12 protein-coding genes are annotated in these 18802 nt (G+C 47.7%); 11 read left to right on the top strand and 1 reads right to left on the bottom strand.

Features of this window, described 5'->3' with window-relative positions:
- Nucleotides 1–23 precede the first annotated feature (23 nt).
- The 7 genes from E1919_RS04985 (at nucleotide 24) to E1919_RS04955 (ending at nucleotide 11963) form a co-directional block, all read left to right on the top strand.
- Complete coding sequence (locus tag E1919_RS04985) at nucleotides 24–1619, top strand: glycoside hydrolase family 43 protein (protein WP_202915852.1); 1596 nt, start codon at nucleotides 24–26, stop codon at nucleotides 1617–1619.
- Between the two features lie 257 nt (nucleotides 1620–1876).
- The gene (locus E1919_RS04980; RefSeq protein ID WP_237144012.1) at nucleotides 1877–3517 is read left to right on the top strand and encodes a glycoside hydrolase family 43 protein; all 1641 of its coding nucleotides are present in this window, start codon (nucleotides 1877–1879) and stop codon (nucleotides 3515–3517) included.
- A gap of 312 nt (nucleotides 3518–3829) precedes the next feature.
- The gene (locus E1919_RS04975) at nucleotides 3830–4228 is read left to right on the top strand and encodes a hypothetical protein (protein WP_162052251.1); all 399 of its coding nucleotides are present in this window, start codon (nucleotides 3830–3832) and stop codon (nucleotides 4226–4228) included.
- Between the two features lie 174 nt (nucleotides 4229–4402).
- Nucleotides 4403–5419, top strand: coding sequence for a zinc-binding alcohol dehydrogenase family protein (locus tag E1919_RS04970; RefSeq protein ID WP_162052250.1), 1017 nt, complete (start codon nucleotides 4403–4405; stop codon nucleotides 5417–5419).
- Between the two features lie 127 nt (nucleotides 5420–5546).
- Nucleotides 5547–8030: a glycoside hydrolase family 95 protein gene (locus E1919_RS04965; RefSeq protein ID WP_394351746.1), complete on the top strand. Its 2484-nt coding sequence runs from the start codon at nucleotides 5547–5549 to the stop codon at nucleotides 8028–8030.
- A 461-nt stretch (nucleotides 8031–8491) separates the two neighbouring features.
- Entirely contained in the window at nucleotides 8492–10030 is a 1539-nt protein-coding gene (locus E1919_RS04960) for an alpha-N-arabinofuranosidase (RefSeq protein WP_162052249.1), read from the top strand.
- A gap of 982 nt (nucleotides 10031–11012) precedes the next feature.
- Entirely contained in the window at nucleotides 11013–11963 is a 951-nt protein-coding gene (locus E1919_RS04955) for an alpha/beta hydrolase (RefSeq protein WP_162052248.1), read from the top strand.
- 148 nt (nucleotides 11964–12111) lie between these two features.
- On the opposite strand, the gene E1919_RS04950 is transcribed toward E1919_RS04955, so the two are convergent.
- The gene (locus E1919_RS04950; RefSeq protein WP_237144011.1) at nucleotides 12112–13203 is read right to left on the bottom strand and encodes a heavy metal-binding domain-containing protein; all 1092 of its coding nucleotides are present in this window, start codon (nucleotides 13201–13203) and stop codon (nucleotides 12112–12114) included.
- 921 nt (nucleotides 13204–14124) lie between these two features.
- On the opposite strand from E1919_RS04950, the gene E1919_RS04945 reads away from it, so the two are divergent.
- The 4 genes from E1919_RS04945 (at nucleotide 14125) to E1919_RS04930 (ending at nucleotide 18369) form a co-directional block, all read left to right on the top strand.
- Nucleotides 14125–14457 (top strand): DUF3800 domain-containing protein, encoded by a 333-nt coding sequence (locus E1919_RS04945; protein WP_162052247.1) that lies wholly within the window; start codon nucleotides 14125–14127, stop codon nucleotides 14455–14457.
- Between the two features lie 90 nt (nucleotides 14458–14547).
- On the top strand, nucleotides 14548–14970 hold the full coding sequence (locus tag E1919_RS04940; protein WP_162052246.1) for a hypothetical protein: 423 nt from the start codon (nucleotides 14548–14550) through the stop codon (nucleotides 14968–14970).
- A 3-nt stretch (nucleotides 14971–14973) separates the two neighbouring features.
- A complete protein-coding gene (locus tag E1919_RS04935; protein WP_162052245.1) occupies nucleotides 14974–15282 on the top strand; it encodes a hypothetical protein in 309 nt (102 codons plus the stop codon).
- A 318-nt stretch (nucleotides 15283–15600) separates the two neighbouring features.
- Nucleotides 15601–18369: a hybrid sensor histidine kinase/response regulator transcription factor gene (locus E1919_RS04930; RefSeq protein WP_162052244.1), complete on the top strand. Its 2769-nt coding sequence runs from the start codon at nucleotides 15601–15603 to the stop codon at nucleotides 18367–18369.
- Nucleotides 18370–18802: the final 433 nt, after the last annotated feature.

Below are 18802 nucleotides of genomic sequence, written 5' to 3'. Positions count from 1 at the left end.
TCTTTAAGAAGCGAATAACACTAATGATAAAAAAGCTTTTCCAATTTGGTTTACTTGCCCTAGTTTACCTGTTCATTGCCTTGCCTTCGCAAGGGCAAGGTGCACAAAACCCCATCATTCATGCCGATGTCCCTGACATTGCCATAATTCGGGTAGGGGACACTTACTATATGAGCAGTACCACCATGCACATGAGCCCGGGGTTGCCTATCATGAAGTCCAAAGATCTCGTTAACTGGGAACTGGTGAATTATGCCTACGACACCCTGGGAGACGTGGACGCATTGAACATGGCGAATGGGGAAAATGCCTATGGGAAGGGCTCCTGGGCCAGCAGCCTCCGTTTTCATAACAATACCTACTATGTAACCACCTTCGCCCAAACTACCGGGAAGACTTATATCTATACGACGAAGGATATAGAGAACGGCCCCTGGAAAATCCATTCTTTCGAGCCATCCCTTCATGACCATACCCTGTTTTTCGAAGATGACGGCCGCGCTTACATGATCTGGGGTGGCGGGCAGTTAAAGATGGTTGAGTTGAAGGAAGACCTTTCCGGAATAAAGCCAGGTACGGAAAGGGTGCTGATAGAAAATGCAACGGCACCTGCCGGCCCCAATGTAGGGCTGCCTGCCGAAGGGTCTCAGCTTTTTAAGGTGAACGGGAAGTACTACCTGTTTAATATTGCCTGGCCCAAAGGCGGCATGCGCACCGTTATCGTTCACCGGGCGGATAAGATTACAGGCCCTTACGAAAGCAGGGTGGCCTTTCAGGATAAAGGTGTGGCGCAGGGAGGGCTGATTGATACACCCAATGGCGATTGGTACGCTTACCTGTTCCGCGATTACGGCGCGGTCGGGCGCATCCCATACCTTGTTCCGGTAAAATGGGAGGCTGGCTGGCCCGTGATCGGTATGGAAGGCTTAGTGCCTGATGCACTAAGCCTTCCTGCCAGCAAGGGCCTGATGCCGGGTATTGTGGCATCCGATGAATTCAACCGCAAGAAAGGAGAAGATGCACTGCCGTTGGTGTGGCAGTGGAACCACAATCCTGTCCATGCGCTTTGGTCAGTTACGGAGCGGAAAGGCCATCTGAGGTTGAAAGCCGGGCGGGTCGACAAAGACTTTTTGCAGGCCAGAAATACTTTAACGCAGCGGACTATCGGGCCAGAAAGCGCAGGTTCAACAGCAATTGATGTGTCGAATATGAAGGCGGGTGATTTTGCCGGTCTTGCCCTTCTGCAGCAACAGTATGGCTTGGTTGGGGTCAAATATGAGAAGGGCGCTAAATCTATTGTGATGGTCAATGCTGAATCAGGTAGCCCGGTAGTAGCGGAAAGTGTGCCGCTCAAACAGAAAAAGGTATACCTGAAAGCTGAAGGAGATTTCAATGATCGCAGGGACGTGGCCACTTTCTATTATAGCCTTGATGGTAAAACCTGGAAGAAGATAGGTTCACAGCTGAAGATGGCCTACACCCTACCACACTTCATGGGGTATCGTTTCGGGCTGTTCAACTATGCAACTAAAGCGCCAGGCGGCTATGTGGACTTTGACTATTTCCATATAGATGACCAGATTGCCAGCACAAGTAAAGCGCAGGCAGCAGAATATTAACAAGGCGGATTACGATGATGCGGAGCGCAATTTCCAGGAAAGAGATGAAGTAGTTTGATTCAACTTTTCCTGCGCTTTTAAGACATAAGTCATTTCAAAAACTTAACTCCATAGATATCAACAGTAATAAATTAAAGATGAATAGAATTAAATCTAGATTAGCTCCATTAGGAAACAAGCGGTTCGTTCTACTTTGTGTTTTCATGACTTTGTTTTCTTTTATGGGATTAGAGGGGAATGGTCAGACAAAGGTGAAGATGGCAAAGAACGCTCCCGTATTCTCGAATTTTGTATATGAAGGAAAAGACGAGGTATACAAAAACCATCCTCTGAAGGAAGGTGAGTTCTATAATCCCATTTTGCAGGGCGCTTATCCTGACCCGGCAATTACCCGCAAAGGCGATGATTACTATATGGTGCACTCATCCTTTGCCATGTTTCCCGGAGTGCCGATTTTCCACTCCAAAGACTTGGTTAACTGGACGCAGATTGGACATGTGTTAGATCGTACTTCGCAGTTAAACGTGCATGATACAGGAATAAGCGCTGGGGTATACGCACCGGATATAGAGTATAATCCGAACAACGACACTTTTTATATGATCACTACGGCATTTGCTGGAGGGCTAGGAAATATTGTCGTAAAAACGAAAGATCCCTTACAAGGCTGGAGCGAACCGAACAAGTTGCAATTCGACGGAATCGACCCCTCTCTTTTCTTTGATGACAACGGGAAAGCCTATGTAGTGCATAACGATGCTCCGGATAAAGGGAAAGAACTTTATGAAGGGCACCGGGTGATTAAAATTTGGGAGTATGACCTTGAAAAGGACCAGGTAGTTGCCGGGACCGACAAGATTATAGTTGACGGCGGGGTTGATATTGAAAAAAAACCAATCTGGATTGAGGCCCCTCATATCTATAAAAAAGACGGGCGTTATTATTTAATGTCTGCCGAAGGCGGTACGGGTGGAAACCACAGCGAAGTTGTTTTTGTAAGTGATGATCCGAGAGGTCCTTATAAACCTGCACCAAACAATCCCATCCTGTCACAAAGACATCTTAATCCCAATAGGGCAAACAAGGTAGACTGGGCCGGGCATGCCGATTTAGTGGAGGGGCCTGATGGCAAACATTATGGTGTGTTCTTAGGTATCCGTCCAAACGAAAAGGGTAGGGTCAACATCGGTCGTGAGACCTTTATCCTGCCTGTCGATTGGTCTGGTGAGTTTCCTGTTTTCGTCAATGGACTTATACCCATAGAACCAAAGTTGAAAACGCCTGAAGGGGTAGAAAACAAAACCGGCGAAGAAGGTTTCTTTCCCAATGGCAATTTTACCTTCACGGATAACTTCACTTCAGAAAAGCTAGATCATAGGTGGATTGGTTTAAGAGGACCCCGTGAAGATTTTATATCATCAACAAAGAAAGGGTTGAAGATAAATCCATTCCCGGTGAATATTAAGGAGGTTAAACCCACTTCAACGCTCTTTCACCGGCAACAGCACAATACTTTCACTTATACTACAACGCTTGATTACAAACCGGCCTCAGAAAAGGACCTGGCCGGTATTGTGGCTTTGCAAAGCGAAAGTTTTAACTACGTTTTTGGTATTACCAAAAAAGACAAGGATTACTATGTTGTGTTGCAAAGAACAGAAAAGGGGCAATCTAAAATTATTGCCAGCAGCAAAATAGATGTTAAACAGCCTATACGGCTACAGGTTAAGGCAGACGAAGATGACTATCAGTTTAGCTATTCAACGAATGGAACCGATTTCGTGAATGTGGGTGGCACTGTTTCAGGTGATATCCTTTCAACCAATGTTGCGGGAGGTTTTACCGGTACCTTGCTTGGGTTGTACGCCACTTCTGCAAATGATGCTAACCCCCAGTAAAAGGCTCCCTTCATTGTCAGAAGCTGCATTATAAACTGACAGGCACATGAAAACGCATCCTTCGATGTGTCTGTCAGTTTGAGAGTAACATAGGTAAACATGTAGAATAGACGGATCAGAAGGAGTAACTGGTCTGTGCCTGGTGTTCAAAGCGGATAAGAAAATTATCAAACTTGGGCTAGTGGAAATTTGGGGAAGATGATAGTATGAGAGCACTCAGCTTTTTATACCATAGTTGCAGGCATAAATAGAATAGTTTGTGAGAAAATACTTTAGCCGGAAATCACAATGTTGATGGAAGTTAGGAATTCCTTGGGAAAGACTATTCACAAGATTGAGCATAGAGAAGAGATTGGCATCGTGGAAGCCGTCTGGTATAGCACAGCCTCTCAGCAGGATCTCAAACAGGCGCTATCGTTTGGGCTCTTGGTACACGAGCAAACGCACTGCTCCTACAGGCTGGATGACATAACCAAGCTCTCAGGCCTTTGGGCAGATTCAGTAGCGTGGTTAGAAAAAGACTGGCTGCCTTGCGCCTGTCGCGCTGGCGTACGATATGTAGCCTTCGTGGCTAGCCTCAGTTCTTCTGGTGAAGTAGCAGGGACGGCACATCCTATGGATAGCATAGGCTCTCTGACAGAGGTGCGCTTCTTCACTGATGGAGAGAGTGCCCTGAACTGGCTCAAGAACAAACAAACTGGAGGCTTGTAAAGAATGTTTGTCTTTGCGGTTTTTCTGCGTTACAGGAAATACCGGTTATCTGTGGATAGCATTGATTTTTCAGCATATCTACACCACTAACCAGCTCATCCATGTGAACAGCGGCTATGTACATCTGGATCGGGCAACGGTAAATGGTTGAAGCAGCCTATAACAGTAACGTATATGAAAACATTAGTATGTACTACACCAGGAACATTAGCGTATGGTGCAGCAGCAAAGCCAGAGCTAACCAAAGGCAACGCTATCATAAAAATCAAGCGTATTGGCATCTGTGGTACTGACCTTCATGCTTTTGAGGGGACGCAGCCATACTTTGAGTATCCGCGCATACTGGGGCATGAACTCGCCGGAGAGTTAGTTGATTTTGACGATGCACCGGGCTTTAAAAAAGGAGAGGCGGTCACTTTTATTCCTTATTACAACTGCGGCGTCTGTATTGCCTGTCGCTCCGGTAAACCAAATTGCTGCACAAAAATGCAGGTGTGCGGGGTGCATGTTGATGGCGGCATGGTAGAATATCTTTCAGTGCCCTCCAGCTCCCTTGTGCACGGAGGCAGTTTACCTTATGACGCTTTAGCACTAGTGGAGCCTTTAGCCATAGGAGCACATGCTGTCAGAAGGGCCGGAATACAGCCCGGTGAACATGTGTTAGTCGTAGGTTCCGGCCCTATTGGCCTGGGAATCATGGAGCTGGCACGAATCGCTGGAGCTACTGTTATGGCGATGGATATAAATGAAACACGTCTTGCTTTCTGTAAAGAGAAGTTAGCGATACCTTATGTCATTAATGCCACTGGTCTTGATGTAATGGAGCAGTTGTCTGAAATTACGAATGGTGACATGCCCACCGTAGTGATTGATGCAACAGGAAGCCAGCAAGCTATTCAAAGCTCTTTTCAGTACTTGGCACACGGCGCCAGGTATGTATTGGTGGGCTTACAGAAGGGAGAGGTCTGCTTTAGCCATCCTGAGTTTCATAAGCGTGAAGCTACGCTGATGAGCAGCCGCAACGCCACGCGGGAGGATTTCAAGAAGGTGATTTCGTCTATGGAAAATGGTTTGATTGACCCGAAGGCATACATAACACATCGGGTATCTTTTGATCAGGTACAACATGATTTTGATTCCTGGCTCAAACCTGAGACTGGAGTCATAAAGGCGATGGTTGAGTTGGATTGATATACTCCACCTGGCTATCAAGATTGAAAAGAAAAGCAGTAAAGTTACCTGTGTTTCTAAATCATGAGAAACAGGACTGCTACAACAGGTAGCAATTCCAACTGATGAATCTTTAAGTTATAAACCAATGATGATAGCATTACTTAGAAAGATGAAGAGAAGGTTTTTATTTTGTTTGCTATTCAGTCTGATGTTCCTGGTGAACGCATTTGCGCAACAAAATGTTCCTCTGAGGCTGTGGTACACACAGCCGGCACAGGAGTGGGTGGAGGCCCTGCCAGTCGGGAACGGGCGCCTGGGTGCCATGGTATTTGGAGACCCCGCTAAGGAAGTGATTCAGCTGAATGAGAACACGGTCTGGGCCGGGCAGCCCAACCGCAATGACAACCCACAAGCCAGGGAAGCCTTGCCTGAGGTTCGGAGACTGATTTTTGAAGGCAAGCACAAGGAGGCCCAGCAACTGGCGAACCAGAAGTTCATCAGCAAAACATCACACGGGATGCCCTACGAGACGGTGGGCAACCTGAAGCTCTCGTTTGCCGGCCATGAAAACTATACAAACTATCGCAGGGAGCTGGACCTTGAGAAAGCGGTGGCTACATCCAGCTACCGTGTGAATGGGGTAAACTATAAAACTGAGGTGTTTTCCTCTTTTCCGGACCAGGTCATCGTCTTTCGGATGTCGGCGGATAAACCCGGTGCAATCAGTTTCTCGGCTACGATGGACAGACCTGTGAATGCTGAGGTCTCCACCAAGGGCGGTAACGAACTCGTGCTGGCAGGAAAAACAGGAAGTCATGAGGGGGTGGAAGGAAAGGTGCAATTCCAGGCCAAGGCCAGAGTCCAGAATACGGGCGGGACAGTCAAAGCCACTGAGAGCAGTTTGCATGTGGAGCAGGCGGATGAAGTCACCATCTACATCTCCATCGCATCTAATTTCAACAACTACAAAGATATTAGTGGTGATGCGGCAGCGCGGGCAGATGCTTACCTGCAAAAGGCGCTGAGTAAGAAAGTGGAGGCGATTTATCAAGACCACGTAGCTGACTACAGGAGATATTTTGATCGGGTAGGCCTCGACTTAGGCGAAACGGATGCCGTAAACCTACCCACTGACCAGAGGGTAGCGCAGTTTAAAGGCGGAAACGATCCGAATTTAGTAGCCCTTTATTTTCAGTTTGGCAGGTATTTGTTAATCTCTTCTTCAAGGCCCGGTGGGCAGCCAGCGAACCTGCAGGGGATCTGGAACGACCAGCTCACACCGCCCTGGGACAGCAAATACACCGTGAACATCAACACGGAGATGAATTACTGGCCATCTGAGATAACCAACCTGGCGGAGCTGCACGAGCCGCTGATACAGATGGTCCGGGAGCTTTCCCAGTCTGGCCGCCAAACCGCGAGAGACATGTATGGGGCCCAGGGTTGGATGTTGCACCACAACACGGACATCTGGCGCATCAACGGGGCAGTGGACGGTGCCTTCTGGGGCATGTGGCCCATGGGCGGGGCATGGCTTTCGCAGCACCTGCTCGACAAGTATGCGTTCTCCGGTGACAGGGAATACCTTGCGTCCGTTTACCCTATCCTGAAAGAAGCATCCCGTTTTTATCTGGATTTCCTGGTGGAGGAGCCGGAGCACGGGTGGCTGGTGGTTGCCCCTTCCGTATCGCCTGAAAACGCCCCCGCTGCCCACCCCGGCTCGTCCGTGACGGCGGGTACCACCATGGACAACCAGCTGGTTTTCGACCTGTTTACCAGGACTATCAAAGCGGCGGAAATTCTTAAAACAGATGAGGCATTGGTAGCTGAAATGAAGGAGAGCCTTCAGAGGCTGCCACCCATGCAGATTGGCAAGTGGGGGCAGCTTCAGGAGTGGATGCAGGACTGGGATAACCCAGAGGACAGGCACCGGCATGTATCGCATTTGTACGGGCTTTATCCCTCAAACCAGATATCCCCTTATCGGCATCCGCAGCTGTTTGAGGCAGCTAAAACCTCCCTGGTTGCCCGGGGCGACGAGTCTACGGGTTGGTCGATGGGCTGGAAAGTAAACCTGTGGGCTAGGCTGCTGGATGGCAATCGTGCCTATAAACTGATAAAGGATCAGCTATCACCTGCTGGTCGTGAAGCCTCTGGAGAGGGGGGCGGTACTTACCCGAACCTCTTTGATGCGCATCCTCCTTTTCAGATTGACGGGAATTTTGGCTGTGCGGCGGGTATCGCCGAGATGCTCCTGCAAAGCCACGATGGCGCCGTGCACCTTTTACCTGCTTTACCTGACGCCTGGGCGAAGGGCAGCATCAGCGGTCTCAGGGCCAGGGGAGGATTTGGTGTGGACATCAAATGGGAGGATAGCAAACCAGGTGAAGTGACCATCCGGTCTGCCCTGGGAGGAAATTGCAGAATACGGTCTTACTACCCGCTCTCTGGCAAAGGGCTGAAAAAGGCAAAGGGGGCGAATCAGAATCCTTTTTACCAGGTAGCTGACATAAAAGAGCCGCTAATTTCCCCTGGTGCAGACTTGAAAAGTTTGCAAGCCAGAAGAATCTACGAGTATGACCTTAAAACCAAACAGGGAGGTGTATATGTCGTCAATCAGGCAAAATAAGAGAACACAGGATAGTCTAAATGTAATGGCTTAAAAATACGTTCATGAAGGTCCTAATGTAACATGGTCAAAAACACCTGTAACATGAAAAGTGCTCTGTAAGGGTTCAGTTGTATATATTTGATTGCTGAGAGCGAGATGGGTTTTAGGAATTTTCGCTGGTGGTATCTGATTATGAAAAATACTTCAAAGAGATGATGAACTGATACTTTAAAAATGGCGATGAAATGTATGCTGATGGCACAGGCGTGAATTCTGCGTGTGTACCATTATCCACCACTTGATAACCGCTTTTTTTTGCATGGCAGGCTGGTAACTGACATCGCACTGTTGGAGATGCAGACACATCAGCCGATGTGTTGGTCCTGTGTTTCTGGTGAAAGTGGCAATGATACTGTTTCCTGTTCATAAGGTTTCAGTTCGGGGACTCCTGTTAACCTACTTAAACAATTAATCAACAGATGAAAAAAATATTTATTAGTGGTGTTCTACTTCTTTGCAGCCTGACAAGCTATGGGCAAACCTCCATCATTATGGATGCCAAAGGCTCCGATCAACAGATTAGCCGCCACATTTACGGCCATTTTGCCGAGCACCTGGGGCGTAGCATCTACGGCGGCTTTTATGTAGGAGAAGACAATACCAAAATCCCGCACGTCAACGGAGTACGTAAAGACGTTATTGCCGCTCTCAAAAACCTAAACATCCCCAACCTGCGCTGGCCCGGGGGGTGTTTTGCCGATACCTATCATTGGAAAGACGGCATTGGTCCTAAAGATCAGCGGCCTACCATTGTAAATACCTGGTGGGGTGGGGTTACCGAAAACAATAGCTTTGGCACACACAACTTCCTAAACTTATGCGAAATACTGGAGACGGAGCCCTATCTGGCCGGGAACGTGGGCAGCGGCAGCGTACAGGAAATGATGGACTGGGTACAGTACACCAACTCCAAGGAGGGGAACCCTATGTCGAAACTGAGGCAGGAAAACGGCCGGGCCGAACCCTGGCAGGTGAAATACTGGGGCATCGGCAATGAACCCTGGGGCTGCGGCGGTAACATGGACGCAGAGTTTTATGCCAATTTATACAAACAGTACGCCACCTACATGGCCGGGGGCTATCTGGACGGAGGGATTTATCGCATTGCTTCTGGTCCTGCCGGCGACGACTACAACTGGACCGAGGTGCTGATGAAAAAAATCCCCCTTTCACTCATGGAAGGTATTGCCCTGCACCACTATGCCGTAACCGACTGGAACGCCAAAGGCCCCTCTACCACCTTCGACGAAAAACAATATTTCGGTACCATGCGGCAGGCCCTGCTGATGAACGAGCTGGTGGAGAAGCACAGCGCCATCATGGACAAGTACGACCCGGAGAAAAAAATTGGCCTGGTGGTAGACGAATGGGGCGGCTGGTACGAAGTTGAGCCTGGTACCAACCCTGGCTTCCTATACCAGCAAAACACCATGCGCGATGCCATGATCGCCGGTGCTACGCTTAACATCTTCAACAACCACAGCGACAGGGTTCGCATGGCTAACCTGGCCCAAACCATTAATGTGCTGCAGGCAGTGATTCTTACCGATGAGGAAAAAATGCTGCTTACCCCCACCTACCATGTAATGGAAATGTACAAGGTGCATCAGGATGCTACCCTGCTGCCACTACAGGTAAAATCAGCAGAGTACCAGCTCGGCGATGATAAGTTGCAGGCAGTTTGGACATCAGCATCCCGCAACAAGCAGGGCGTTACCCACATCAGCCTGGTGAATGTGCACGCCAGCAAAGCGCAGGAAATCAGCATCGACATTAAAGGGGCCAGCTATAAAAAGTTAAGCGGTAGAATCTTAAGGTCCAAAAAGCTGCAGGATTACAACACCTTCGAAAATCCCAACCTGATCACCCCACAAGCTTTCAAAGATGCCAAACTAAAGGGAAATACCCTTACCCTGAAAGTACCGCCCTTTTCGGTGGTAGTACTGGCATTGGAGTAATGGCTAAGACGTGTATCCTTAAACGGCACTATCCTGTTTTCAAAGATTGGGAACGGTACGCTGTTACCGGTGTATCGAAGGAATGATTAATTTCCTAAAGCATAAGCTGCTCCCTCCGCCGTCGGGAAGCATGTGGTCTTTATCACGGGTATGTTTTCTATGCCCAGCCAGCCTGCTAGTTGATCCGGATTCCTTTTACCTCGGCATGTTGCCCCTGCTGGGAACTAAGGCCGCTCACTTTGGGGGAGAGGCGTTACAAAGAGCCTGTCTTCACCTCTCTCCATGAACGGCTTCTGGCAGGCAAGGGGTAAGAGCATCATGCAGGCCTATGTGGCTGTGCAGCGCAAGCTGCTGATCCTCAATATTGCCGATATGCAAAGTCAACATTGAGAAACCACAAGTGCTAGTTGTTGCTAACCACCTGAAGATTGAAATAAAGATCACAAGTTGCGGAATGGAGAGTTAGATGTAAAGCATTTCGACGATGACATAGGTGTTGGATTTGTAGACTGCCGGGATGATGGGCATGACCCCTTTGTTCACATATCATAGATTGACACAGATCCGACCATAATGCTGGTACTACTGATCTCAAACTAGGGAAGGTGAACAGCGAAGAGGGTGCAGTGGGCAGGCCCAATCAGATACAGCAATTATCTGGCAGATCGTTAGAGCCAGAAAAGGGTCAATTCAGGTAAAGTCTTGTCTCAAATCATTCATTTTTAATAGTAAAAAGAATGAAGCTGTTTAGAGTTTCTAATTTCAACTGTTTTCGAAACAAATTGAATAGATTCAGCAGTTATACAGTCTTGATTGTGCCTTCAAAACCATAGATTTAAAAGTGATTGAAGCTTTATAAGCTTTATTTATACTCTGATTTTAACTCTTATGAAAAACTCTAAACAGGTTCAATGTGAAGTATTTAAAATGCCATAAAATATATACATGTTTATTTAAACTTTCACCTATAAATTACCTCTCCATGACTAATAAACTTATAAACCTGGTTAAGCCGTTCATTTTGGCCACCTTACTTGTTTTTGCTGCATCAGCAATGGCGCAGGACGGTACAATCTATCCACTCGAAGCCCCTCTAGAGCCGAAAGCCATTCCACTCGGCACGGGCGGTGTCGATGACCAGCCAGCCTCCGAGACATGGTTCCGCCAGTGGGGCGATCCTATGGCACGTAACATCTCCACAGCGACCCTCACCCCCTTCCTGCCTGACCCGGGCAAGGCGAATGGCGCGGCCGTGATCGTGGCACCCGGCGGCGGTTTCAGGTGGCTTTCGATGGGTAACGAGGGCTGGGAAGTCGCACAGGCACTTGCCGACAAAGGAATCGCGGCCTTTGTGCTCAAGTACCGGCTCCACCCGACACCAGAATCGCTCGACGCCTTTAAGGAATCGATGAATCGACCCCGCCCGGCCCCAAGCGCGTCTTCCAACGCTTCGCCAAGTGCAACACCGCCAAGTCCCCCGCAGCGGGACCTGTCTGACCAACTCGAGGACGCCGAGGCCGCCTACGCCCTGATCCTCAAACGGGCCAAAGAGTGGGGTGTCGATACTAACAGATTAGGTATGATCGGCTTCTCGGCAGGCGCCGGCCTTACGATGCACGCAACTCTAAACTCCAAGACCATGAAACTGGCCTTCATCGGTCCGATATATGGCGGTATGGGACCAGTGGAGGTGCCGAAGAACGCTCCGCCCATGTTCAATGTCATCGCCACCGATGATTTTCTCTTCCGCGGTCAGTTCGGTGTGATAGATTCCTGGTACAAAGCGGGCATACCTGTCGAGTTCCACCTCTACCAGAACGGTGGCCACGGTTTCGGCCTCGGCAATCCCGACCGAACCAGTAATCGCTGGTTCGATGCCTTCATATATTGGCTGGAGGTTAACGATTTTCTCATGGCCAAGGCCGGGAAATGATCAGATGGGAAGGCTGTATCTAGCTCAATTGATCATCGTGACAAAGCATAAGAGGCTGCTCTAAATGGGCAGCCTCCTTGTCTTACTACTAGTTATGATCGTAGCATCCCTGAGTGTGCTATGATTTCAAATACAGTGTTATGCACTTTTATTCGTTTCTATTTGCATATAAGTATTCTGCTGCGGCATCCCCCATTTTTCTATGATCGTGACCTACATTGGGAATGATTTCCAAATCCCAATTAAAGCTAAACTCCTTTTCTTCAGCAATAGCTTTTGCTTGGTTATAAAAATATTGAGCTCTTTCAAACCGATGCAATCCTTGTTTATCAGCAGTGACGGAACGTAACAAAGTTCCTCCCGTTTCATTTTCATTGTCAAGTTCACCGATAAGAAGAATAAGTTTCTTACTCAGAGAAAATTTCAAATCCTGCTGATTTAAGGGCGTATTCTTTATCCCAAAGGGAAGGTCAGTATTAAAATCTGGTAAAGTATAAAATCCAGAATTTGAAGCTATAATTCTATCTGCTTTTGAGTCAGGCTGGAATAATGCAAACCGGTGTAAAATTTGACCACCAGCTGAATGCCCAAATATATCGTACTTGGTTTGTTCAGAATCAATGGCTTTTACCGTTAAGTCAAAAATCCTATCAAAATCTTTAAAAATCCATTGTTTTCGATTTTCATTTACTTTGTAAGTTAATTTGGTTTCATCTAGTTCTACAATGTTCGTCCCTTCAATTCTTTTAATGGTTTTTTTTAAGTTCAGATCATACATTAAGCCACATAGGTGATAGTTTTCAAATGCGTAATCCTCCTCAGCATACATAGGTGAAAGGACTAATACTCCGTATTCCTCAGATTCTTTTATCCAGGCATCTCTGTAGCTATCTCCATTTCTACCTGCCCCAGGTATTACAAGTAAAACTTTAGAATCTGATTTGAAATTTTTAGGCCTATGATAATAGACTTTTATGCTGTTGTCTTTTTTCCCGTTTCCACCCTCTATAAGAAATACTCCTGAACCTTCTTGAATATCTATTTGGTTAATTTTTAGTTCTTTCTCTTTCCTTATATCACGTTGTATGATTAGAGCCATATTACAATGCGGACAAATACCTGCTTCTGAAAATGCTATCTCATCACAAGGTAAATTACAGGGTGTACATACATATCCACCTTCTTTACTTTTACAGGAAATCAGGGTCAAAACTATAAGAATTGATATTATATTTTTCAAGAATTATTTATTTTTAATTGTCCTACTGTATAGCAGGAGTACGGCTCGTGCTATCTGCACAATTTACAGAAGTCACCACTCGCTCTATTCCTGTGGCAGAACTTGTTGTTTTAGCGGCTATTTTACTTGTTTTCGTCCTCATACCTTACTTAATCAAGATATGAACTTTTGCGTTAATAGCTGCTTTCCACACTTTGTTTTAGGCAAGGGTGACCCAAAAGTTCTAAAAGGAGGAGTGTGATTTCTGCTAAAGGCTCCTGCTGCACACCATGCCAAGCGTAAGCTCTCTGTGTCAGGGTCGAAACAAATAGATAAAAGGTAGCTGTAACGATAAAAGCACAGCCAACAATGCAATTTATGAAGCCATGTATATCCGTTTATAAGCGGATAAAGCCACGAAATCAGCTCATTTCAGTGACTGAAAGCAGAGGCCATGAGCAGACATATCTTCTAGGGGCCAGAGAGTCAGCGTGTTTAGTGCAATTGCTATTAAAGCATCATGCTATAATAGATGGTCTAGTGGACTCACGATTTTGCCCAACGCATAGGAGGTAATGTGGGTGAAATCTCAGTGGTTCTGCTTGAGCGGTGCCCCAGCAGGGTCTGAATATAACGCAGGTGTCCCCTAATGAGAGTGGAGGAGTATGAGGAGTACAAATCATTAACGGCACAACCTGCTTTCCTTCCCCTTTTGTAACATTTTCTCCTGATTCAAAATCAGTCAAAGCCTTGGCGGAGGAGAGGCAAGCCAGGGCCTTACTCCGGAGAGCATTGCAGTGGGGACGAGATGGCAAGTATGAAGAAGGAAACACAGTAAGCTTGTATTTTCGTGTTTAACCCACTTTTTATGATTATGAAGTAATACGCGGTAGAAGCTTGCTTTGCTCTGGGTGGGGAAGCCACTGTTCCGGCAGCGGAAGAATGGAGTGCAGCGAAATAAGGAGGCTGATTGAAGGGTGGCCAGCGCAGGGCTTTCACTTCGACGGCCCCGGCAGTACACACTTCTCCGTTACAGTCGTGCTCGTGCTCGTGCAGGAAGGGAACAGAAGGGAAGTGGAGAAGGAGTTCCGCCGCATCCGGGAGCGGCACTTCCCCGGCGTTGAAATCCGCTTTGGAGAGGGCCCCCTGTTCCAGGAGCAGCGGCGAGAGTTCCTGGAGGAACTAAAGAAATTGGGCTTTTCCTTTCACGCTCTGCTGGTGGCCAAGCGCAAGCTGCACCAGAAGTCGCCCCTCCAGTACAAGGACACCTTCTAGAAGTTCTTCTCGGGCCTTATCTACCGCAACCTTTACAGCACTGTCCAGGACCTGAGCATTGTAGCCAATGAACTGGGTACGCCGGAATATATGGAGAGCTTCCGGCGCTACATCCAGGAGAACCACCAGGTGGACCTCTTCTCCCTGGCTACCTTTACTTTCTCTCATGCAGAGGAGGACGTGCTGCTGCAGCTGGCAGACTTACTTGGCGAGAGCCTGAATTCGTTTCATGACGGGTTGTCGGAGGTGGAAGTGGAACAGGGGCTGGCCGAAAAGTGCGTGGGGGTAAACCGCTGGCCGCAGGGGTACGTGCCCTACACGGTCGACACAGAGGGCGTGGCAGTGGACGCGCAGGACAAGGCCATTACGGCGGCGGCGCAGCTGCGGGCGCGGGGCTACCTCGAGCGCCACGCGAGCAGCGAGGCCCCCGTTGTCCGGAGCCGAATGGTGTTTGTGAAACACCTGCTGATGGTTTTTACCTATAACTACAAAACCCGCTTCATCCACACCTAAGAGGTGCTGCAGCACCTCAGCTCCTACAAGTATGAGCATTACACCGAGCACCACTTTCGCTCACTCGTGGTGGGGCCGGTCCGGGACGAGGGCGTGCTCATCGTCTCCTCCAGCGCCGGCTACAAGCTGCCCTGCTCCACGCGGGACATTTACAACTTCTGCAACAACTACTACAATCAGCAGATACAGCCAATGCTCGGCAGGCTAGGCCAGTGCCACCAGGCCTTGGAGCTGGTAACAGGGGGAGAACTCAACGTGCTGGAACAGCCGGAGTATGCGAATCTGAAAGAACTACTGGTCAGGCGTACATGATTGGTGCAGAAACATAGAGGATTTAGCATGCTATCCTAAGGCGACAGTATAGTTTCTTTTAAAATTTATTTTGTCTAAATGATGGATAGGCTTATTCATCAGTCTGGCTTAGGTTGCCGACTTATCTTCTTATCCATAGATTCGATGCGGAGGCATTCAATTTCAAAAAAGTAGCAATTAGTTTAATAATTATAGTAATTTTAATGGGAGTAAGTAGTGACTTACTGTTAAGTACCTCAGTTGAAGAAGCAAATCTGATTTAGCTGTACAAGAAATTATTGGTTCTGCGGCGGTACATGACATAAGGCAGTGGCGACTATGCGTTTTTTGCAAGTTATTTTTCTTTTTATGCTTACCTTCTTTTTTTGCTGTAGTGAGGCAAAGAAGGAAGAAGAAATCACCGTCGGTTTTTCCCAACCTACTGAGGGCGATGCATGGCGTAAGGCCATGCATAAAGAAATGGAGCGGGAAGTTTCCTTTCACCCGGAAATAGATCTACAGGTGAAAGATGCGAAAAATAGCAGCGCAAAGCAGATAGAGCACATCAATGAGTTTATCAACCAAAGGGTAGATTTACTCGTTGTTTCTCCTAATGAGGCTGAACCCATCACCCCCGTTGTGGAAAAAGCCTTTGAGGCAGGTATCCCCGTTATCATTGTCGATAGAAAAACCAACTCTTCCAGCTATACCGCCTATGTAGGCGCCAATAATTACCAGATAGGGAAGTTGGCGGGAGAGTATGTTGCCAAGATGCTGAACGGCAAGGGAAATATAATCGAGGTGTGGGGACTGAAAGGTTCCACACCAGCCATAGACCGGCATAAAGGTTTTTTGGATGGAATTAAAGGTTACCCGGATATACAAATTGTAGCGGAAGTGCCAGGAGAGTGGGAAAAGGAAATCGCAAAAGAAAGGTTTCCGACAGTGTTCACTGCCCACCAGGAGGTAGACCTTGTCTTCGCTCACAACGACATGATGGCTGTGGGGGCCTATGAGAGTATAAAGGGCACCGGCAAGGCGGACAGTCTGAAATTTGTAGGGTTTGATGGCCTGGCTGGGCCTAACGGAGGACTGCAGTTTGTGGAAGATGGCATTCTGGATGCCACTTTCCTGTATCCTACAGGTGGGGAGGAAATCATCAAGCTGGCGTATGACATCCTGCACAACAGGCCTTTCAAGAGAGAGAATATCCTGAATACAACCGTAATCGATGGCCGGAATGTGCACATCATGCAACAACAGGCAAACAAAATTCTGGGCCAGGAACAAAGCATTGAGCGGCAGCAACATAGGATAGATGAACAGATTGAGCTGTATAACAACCAGCGGGCGCTCCTCTATATTTTGTCTGCCAGCCTGGTGGTTATTATTGTGCTTGGTGCCCTTGCGCTGCAGGCTTTAAAAGCGAAGCAGGAGGCCAACAAAGCCTTGGTAGCCAAGCACCAGGAGGTAGTGAACCAACGGAACGAGGTAGCGCTGATGGCTAAAAAAGCCGATAAAGCCAATGAGGCCAAGCTGAAGTTTTTCACCAACATCTCCCATGAGTTCCGCACGCCGCTTACCCTGATCCTGGGGCCGGTAGAGGATGCCCTGCAAAGTAATATTTCCACTGACCTGAAGAAAGACATGCTGCTGGTGAAGCAGAATGCTGTTCGGTTGTTGCGGCTGGTGAACCAGCTGATGGACTTCCGAAAGGTCGAAAACAAGAAAATGAAGCTTCGGGCTTATGAAAAAGACATTGTCCGGTTTGTAAAAGAAGTAGCCTCTTCTTTCGAAAGATTAGCCAAAAAGCGGAACATCAGTTTTAAGGTACAGACAGAGCTCAGGGAATTAAATGTGTATTTTGATGCAGACAAGCTTGATAAAGTATTGTTCAACCTACTTTCCAATGCCTTCAAATTCACGAAAGACGGCGGAAAAATTACTCTAGCGGTAGCACTCTCTGATAACTATGAGGGAGTTGATATTTCTGTGGAGGATAACGGCAAAGGCATGTCATCGGTGGAGGCAGCGCATGCGTTCGACCGGTTTTACTCAGGAGATACTTCGAGCAGTCTCAGCACAGGGTTAGGCTTAGCGCTTTCAAAGCAGTTTATAAAGCTGCATAGGGGCGAAATTGCTGTGGTGAGTGAAGAAAAAAAGGGTGCCCGGTTTATGATTATGCTGCCGCTGGGGAGCAGGCACCTGAACGAAGATGAAATCATAGCCGATACCGGGGAGCATCTGTTACAAATGGCACCAGGCGTGCTGGATTGTCAGGAGCTATACAGTGAGGACTATACTCCTGATGAGGAGGCAAAACTGAAGGAGCACACTATCCTGCTGATAGAAGATAACAAAGACCTGAGAGAGTTTCTGAAAAAGCGCCTTGAAAGAGAATTCAACGTAGTGGAAGCGCCTCAGGGTATTTTTGGCCTGAACCAGGCTTTCGAAACAGTACCTGATTTAATTATAAGTGATGTAATGATGCCCGGGCAGAGTGGGCTGGAGATAACTTCTATACTGAAGAATGACCTGAGGACCTCTCACATCCCGGTTGTCCTGCTCACAGCCAAAGACACCATCGAACAAAAAATAGAGGGCGCACAGAGTGGGGCAGACCTTTACATCACAAAGCCATTCAGCTACCTTTACCTGTTGGAAAGAGTGAAAGGCCTTATCAAAAACAGGGAGATGCTGAAGGAGCACTACAGCAGCGAGGTTTCTGTGGATACAAAGGCAACTCCTGCTCCGCCAAAACAGCTGGACAAGAAGTTCCTGAACGAAGTGATGGCGGTGGTAGAGAAGAACATTTCGAACCCAAACCTCAACGCGAACAGCATTGCCCATGACCTTGGCATGTCGAGGGTGCAGGTTTACCGTAAGATGAAAGCCCTGTTAGGCTATTCCGTGAACGACTACGTGGTAAAGGCACGGCTAAAAAAAGCCCGACACCTGCTGCTGCACAGCGACAAGAACATTTCTGAAATCGCCTATGAGGTTGGCTTTTCCTCCCCAGCCTACTTTTCCACTGCCTTTAAGAGCCACTTCGACATGAGCCCTTCTGATTTCAAAGCCGAGAAGTCTGCAAAAGAAAAGAGCGCGTAGTGAGTAGCCCTATAATGTAGCACGAACTTTATGCTGCTTTTCTTTTGGCAGGCTGCTCAGGAGCTGCTTTAAGCTGCTCTATCGGACATCCCGGTTAGATAGGTATCTGCTACCGGGTGCTTCCTTGTCTCCGTTACTGCCCTTCCCACTACGCGCGTTCATGGATGTCCGCTCCAGGCTTAGCTCCGGACACAGACGCCTGGAACAGTGCTACTGTATTGAATATAGCCGTAGCAGTAGAATAAAGTTCTGCAGCGTTTCATAAGCTACTGTATTGCTCCCCGAATGTCTTCCTGTATCAACCGACTTTCCTAAAACAAAGGTTACTTTCAATCTGATTAAAGTGAGTGAATACTCATTTTAATCAATAAGCATTTGCTTTAACAGGAAGCTATGTACCTGTTTCGAATAAATGTCGCTTCCTGGTGTTACA

The organism is Pontibacter pamirensis (genome assembly GCF_010015475.1).
In the GTDB taxonomy this organism is placed as follows: Bacteria; Bacteroidota; Bacteroidia; order Cytophagales; family Hymenobacteraceae; genus Pontibacter; species Pontibacter pamirensis.
This window is presented reverse-complemented; position numbering and strand designations above follow the sequence as displayed.

Excerpts from the sequence above, each read along its gene's own strand:
- E1919_RS04980 (WP_237144012.1), top strand. The coding sequence starts at position 1,877 with ATGGCAAAGAACGCTCCCGTATTCTCGAATTTTGTATATGAAGGAAAA.
- E1919_RS04955 (WP_162052248.1), top strand. The coding sequence starts at position 11,013 with ATGACTAATAAACTTATAAACCTGGTTAAGCCGTTCATTTTGGCCACC.
- E1919_RS04960 (WP_162052249.1), top strand. The coding sequence starts at position 8,492 with ATGAAAAAAATATTTATTAGTGGTGTTCTACTTCTTTGCAGCCTGACA.
- E1919_RS04965 (WP_394351746.1), top strand. The coding sequence starts at position 5,547 with ATGATGATAGCATTACTTAGAAAGATGAAGAGAAGGTTTTTATTTTGT.
- E1919_RS04930 (WP_162052244.1), top strand. The coding sequence starts at position 15,601 with ATGCGTTTTTTGCAAGTTATTTTTCTTTTTATGCTTACCTTCTTTTTT.
- E1919_RS04985 (WP_202915852.1), top strand. The coding sequence starts at position 24 with ATGATAAAAAAGCTTTTCCAATTTGGTTTACTTGCCCTAGTTTACCTG.
- E1919_RS04940 (WP_162052246.1), top strand. The coding sequence starts at position 14,548 with ATGGAGAGCTTCCGGCGCTACATCCAGGAGAACCACCAGGTGGACCTC.
- E1919_RS04945 (WP_162052247.1), top strand. The coding sequence starts at position 14,125 with ATGGAGTGCAGCGAAATAAGGAGGCTGATTGAAGGGTGGCCAGCGCAG.
- E1919_RS04970 (WP_162052250.1), top strand. The coding sequence starts at position 4,403 with ATGAAAACATTAGTATGTACTACACCAGGAACATTAGCGTATGGTGCA.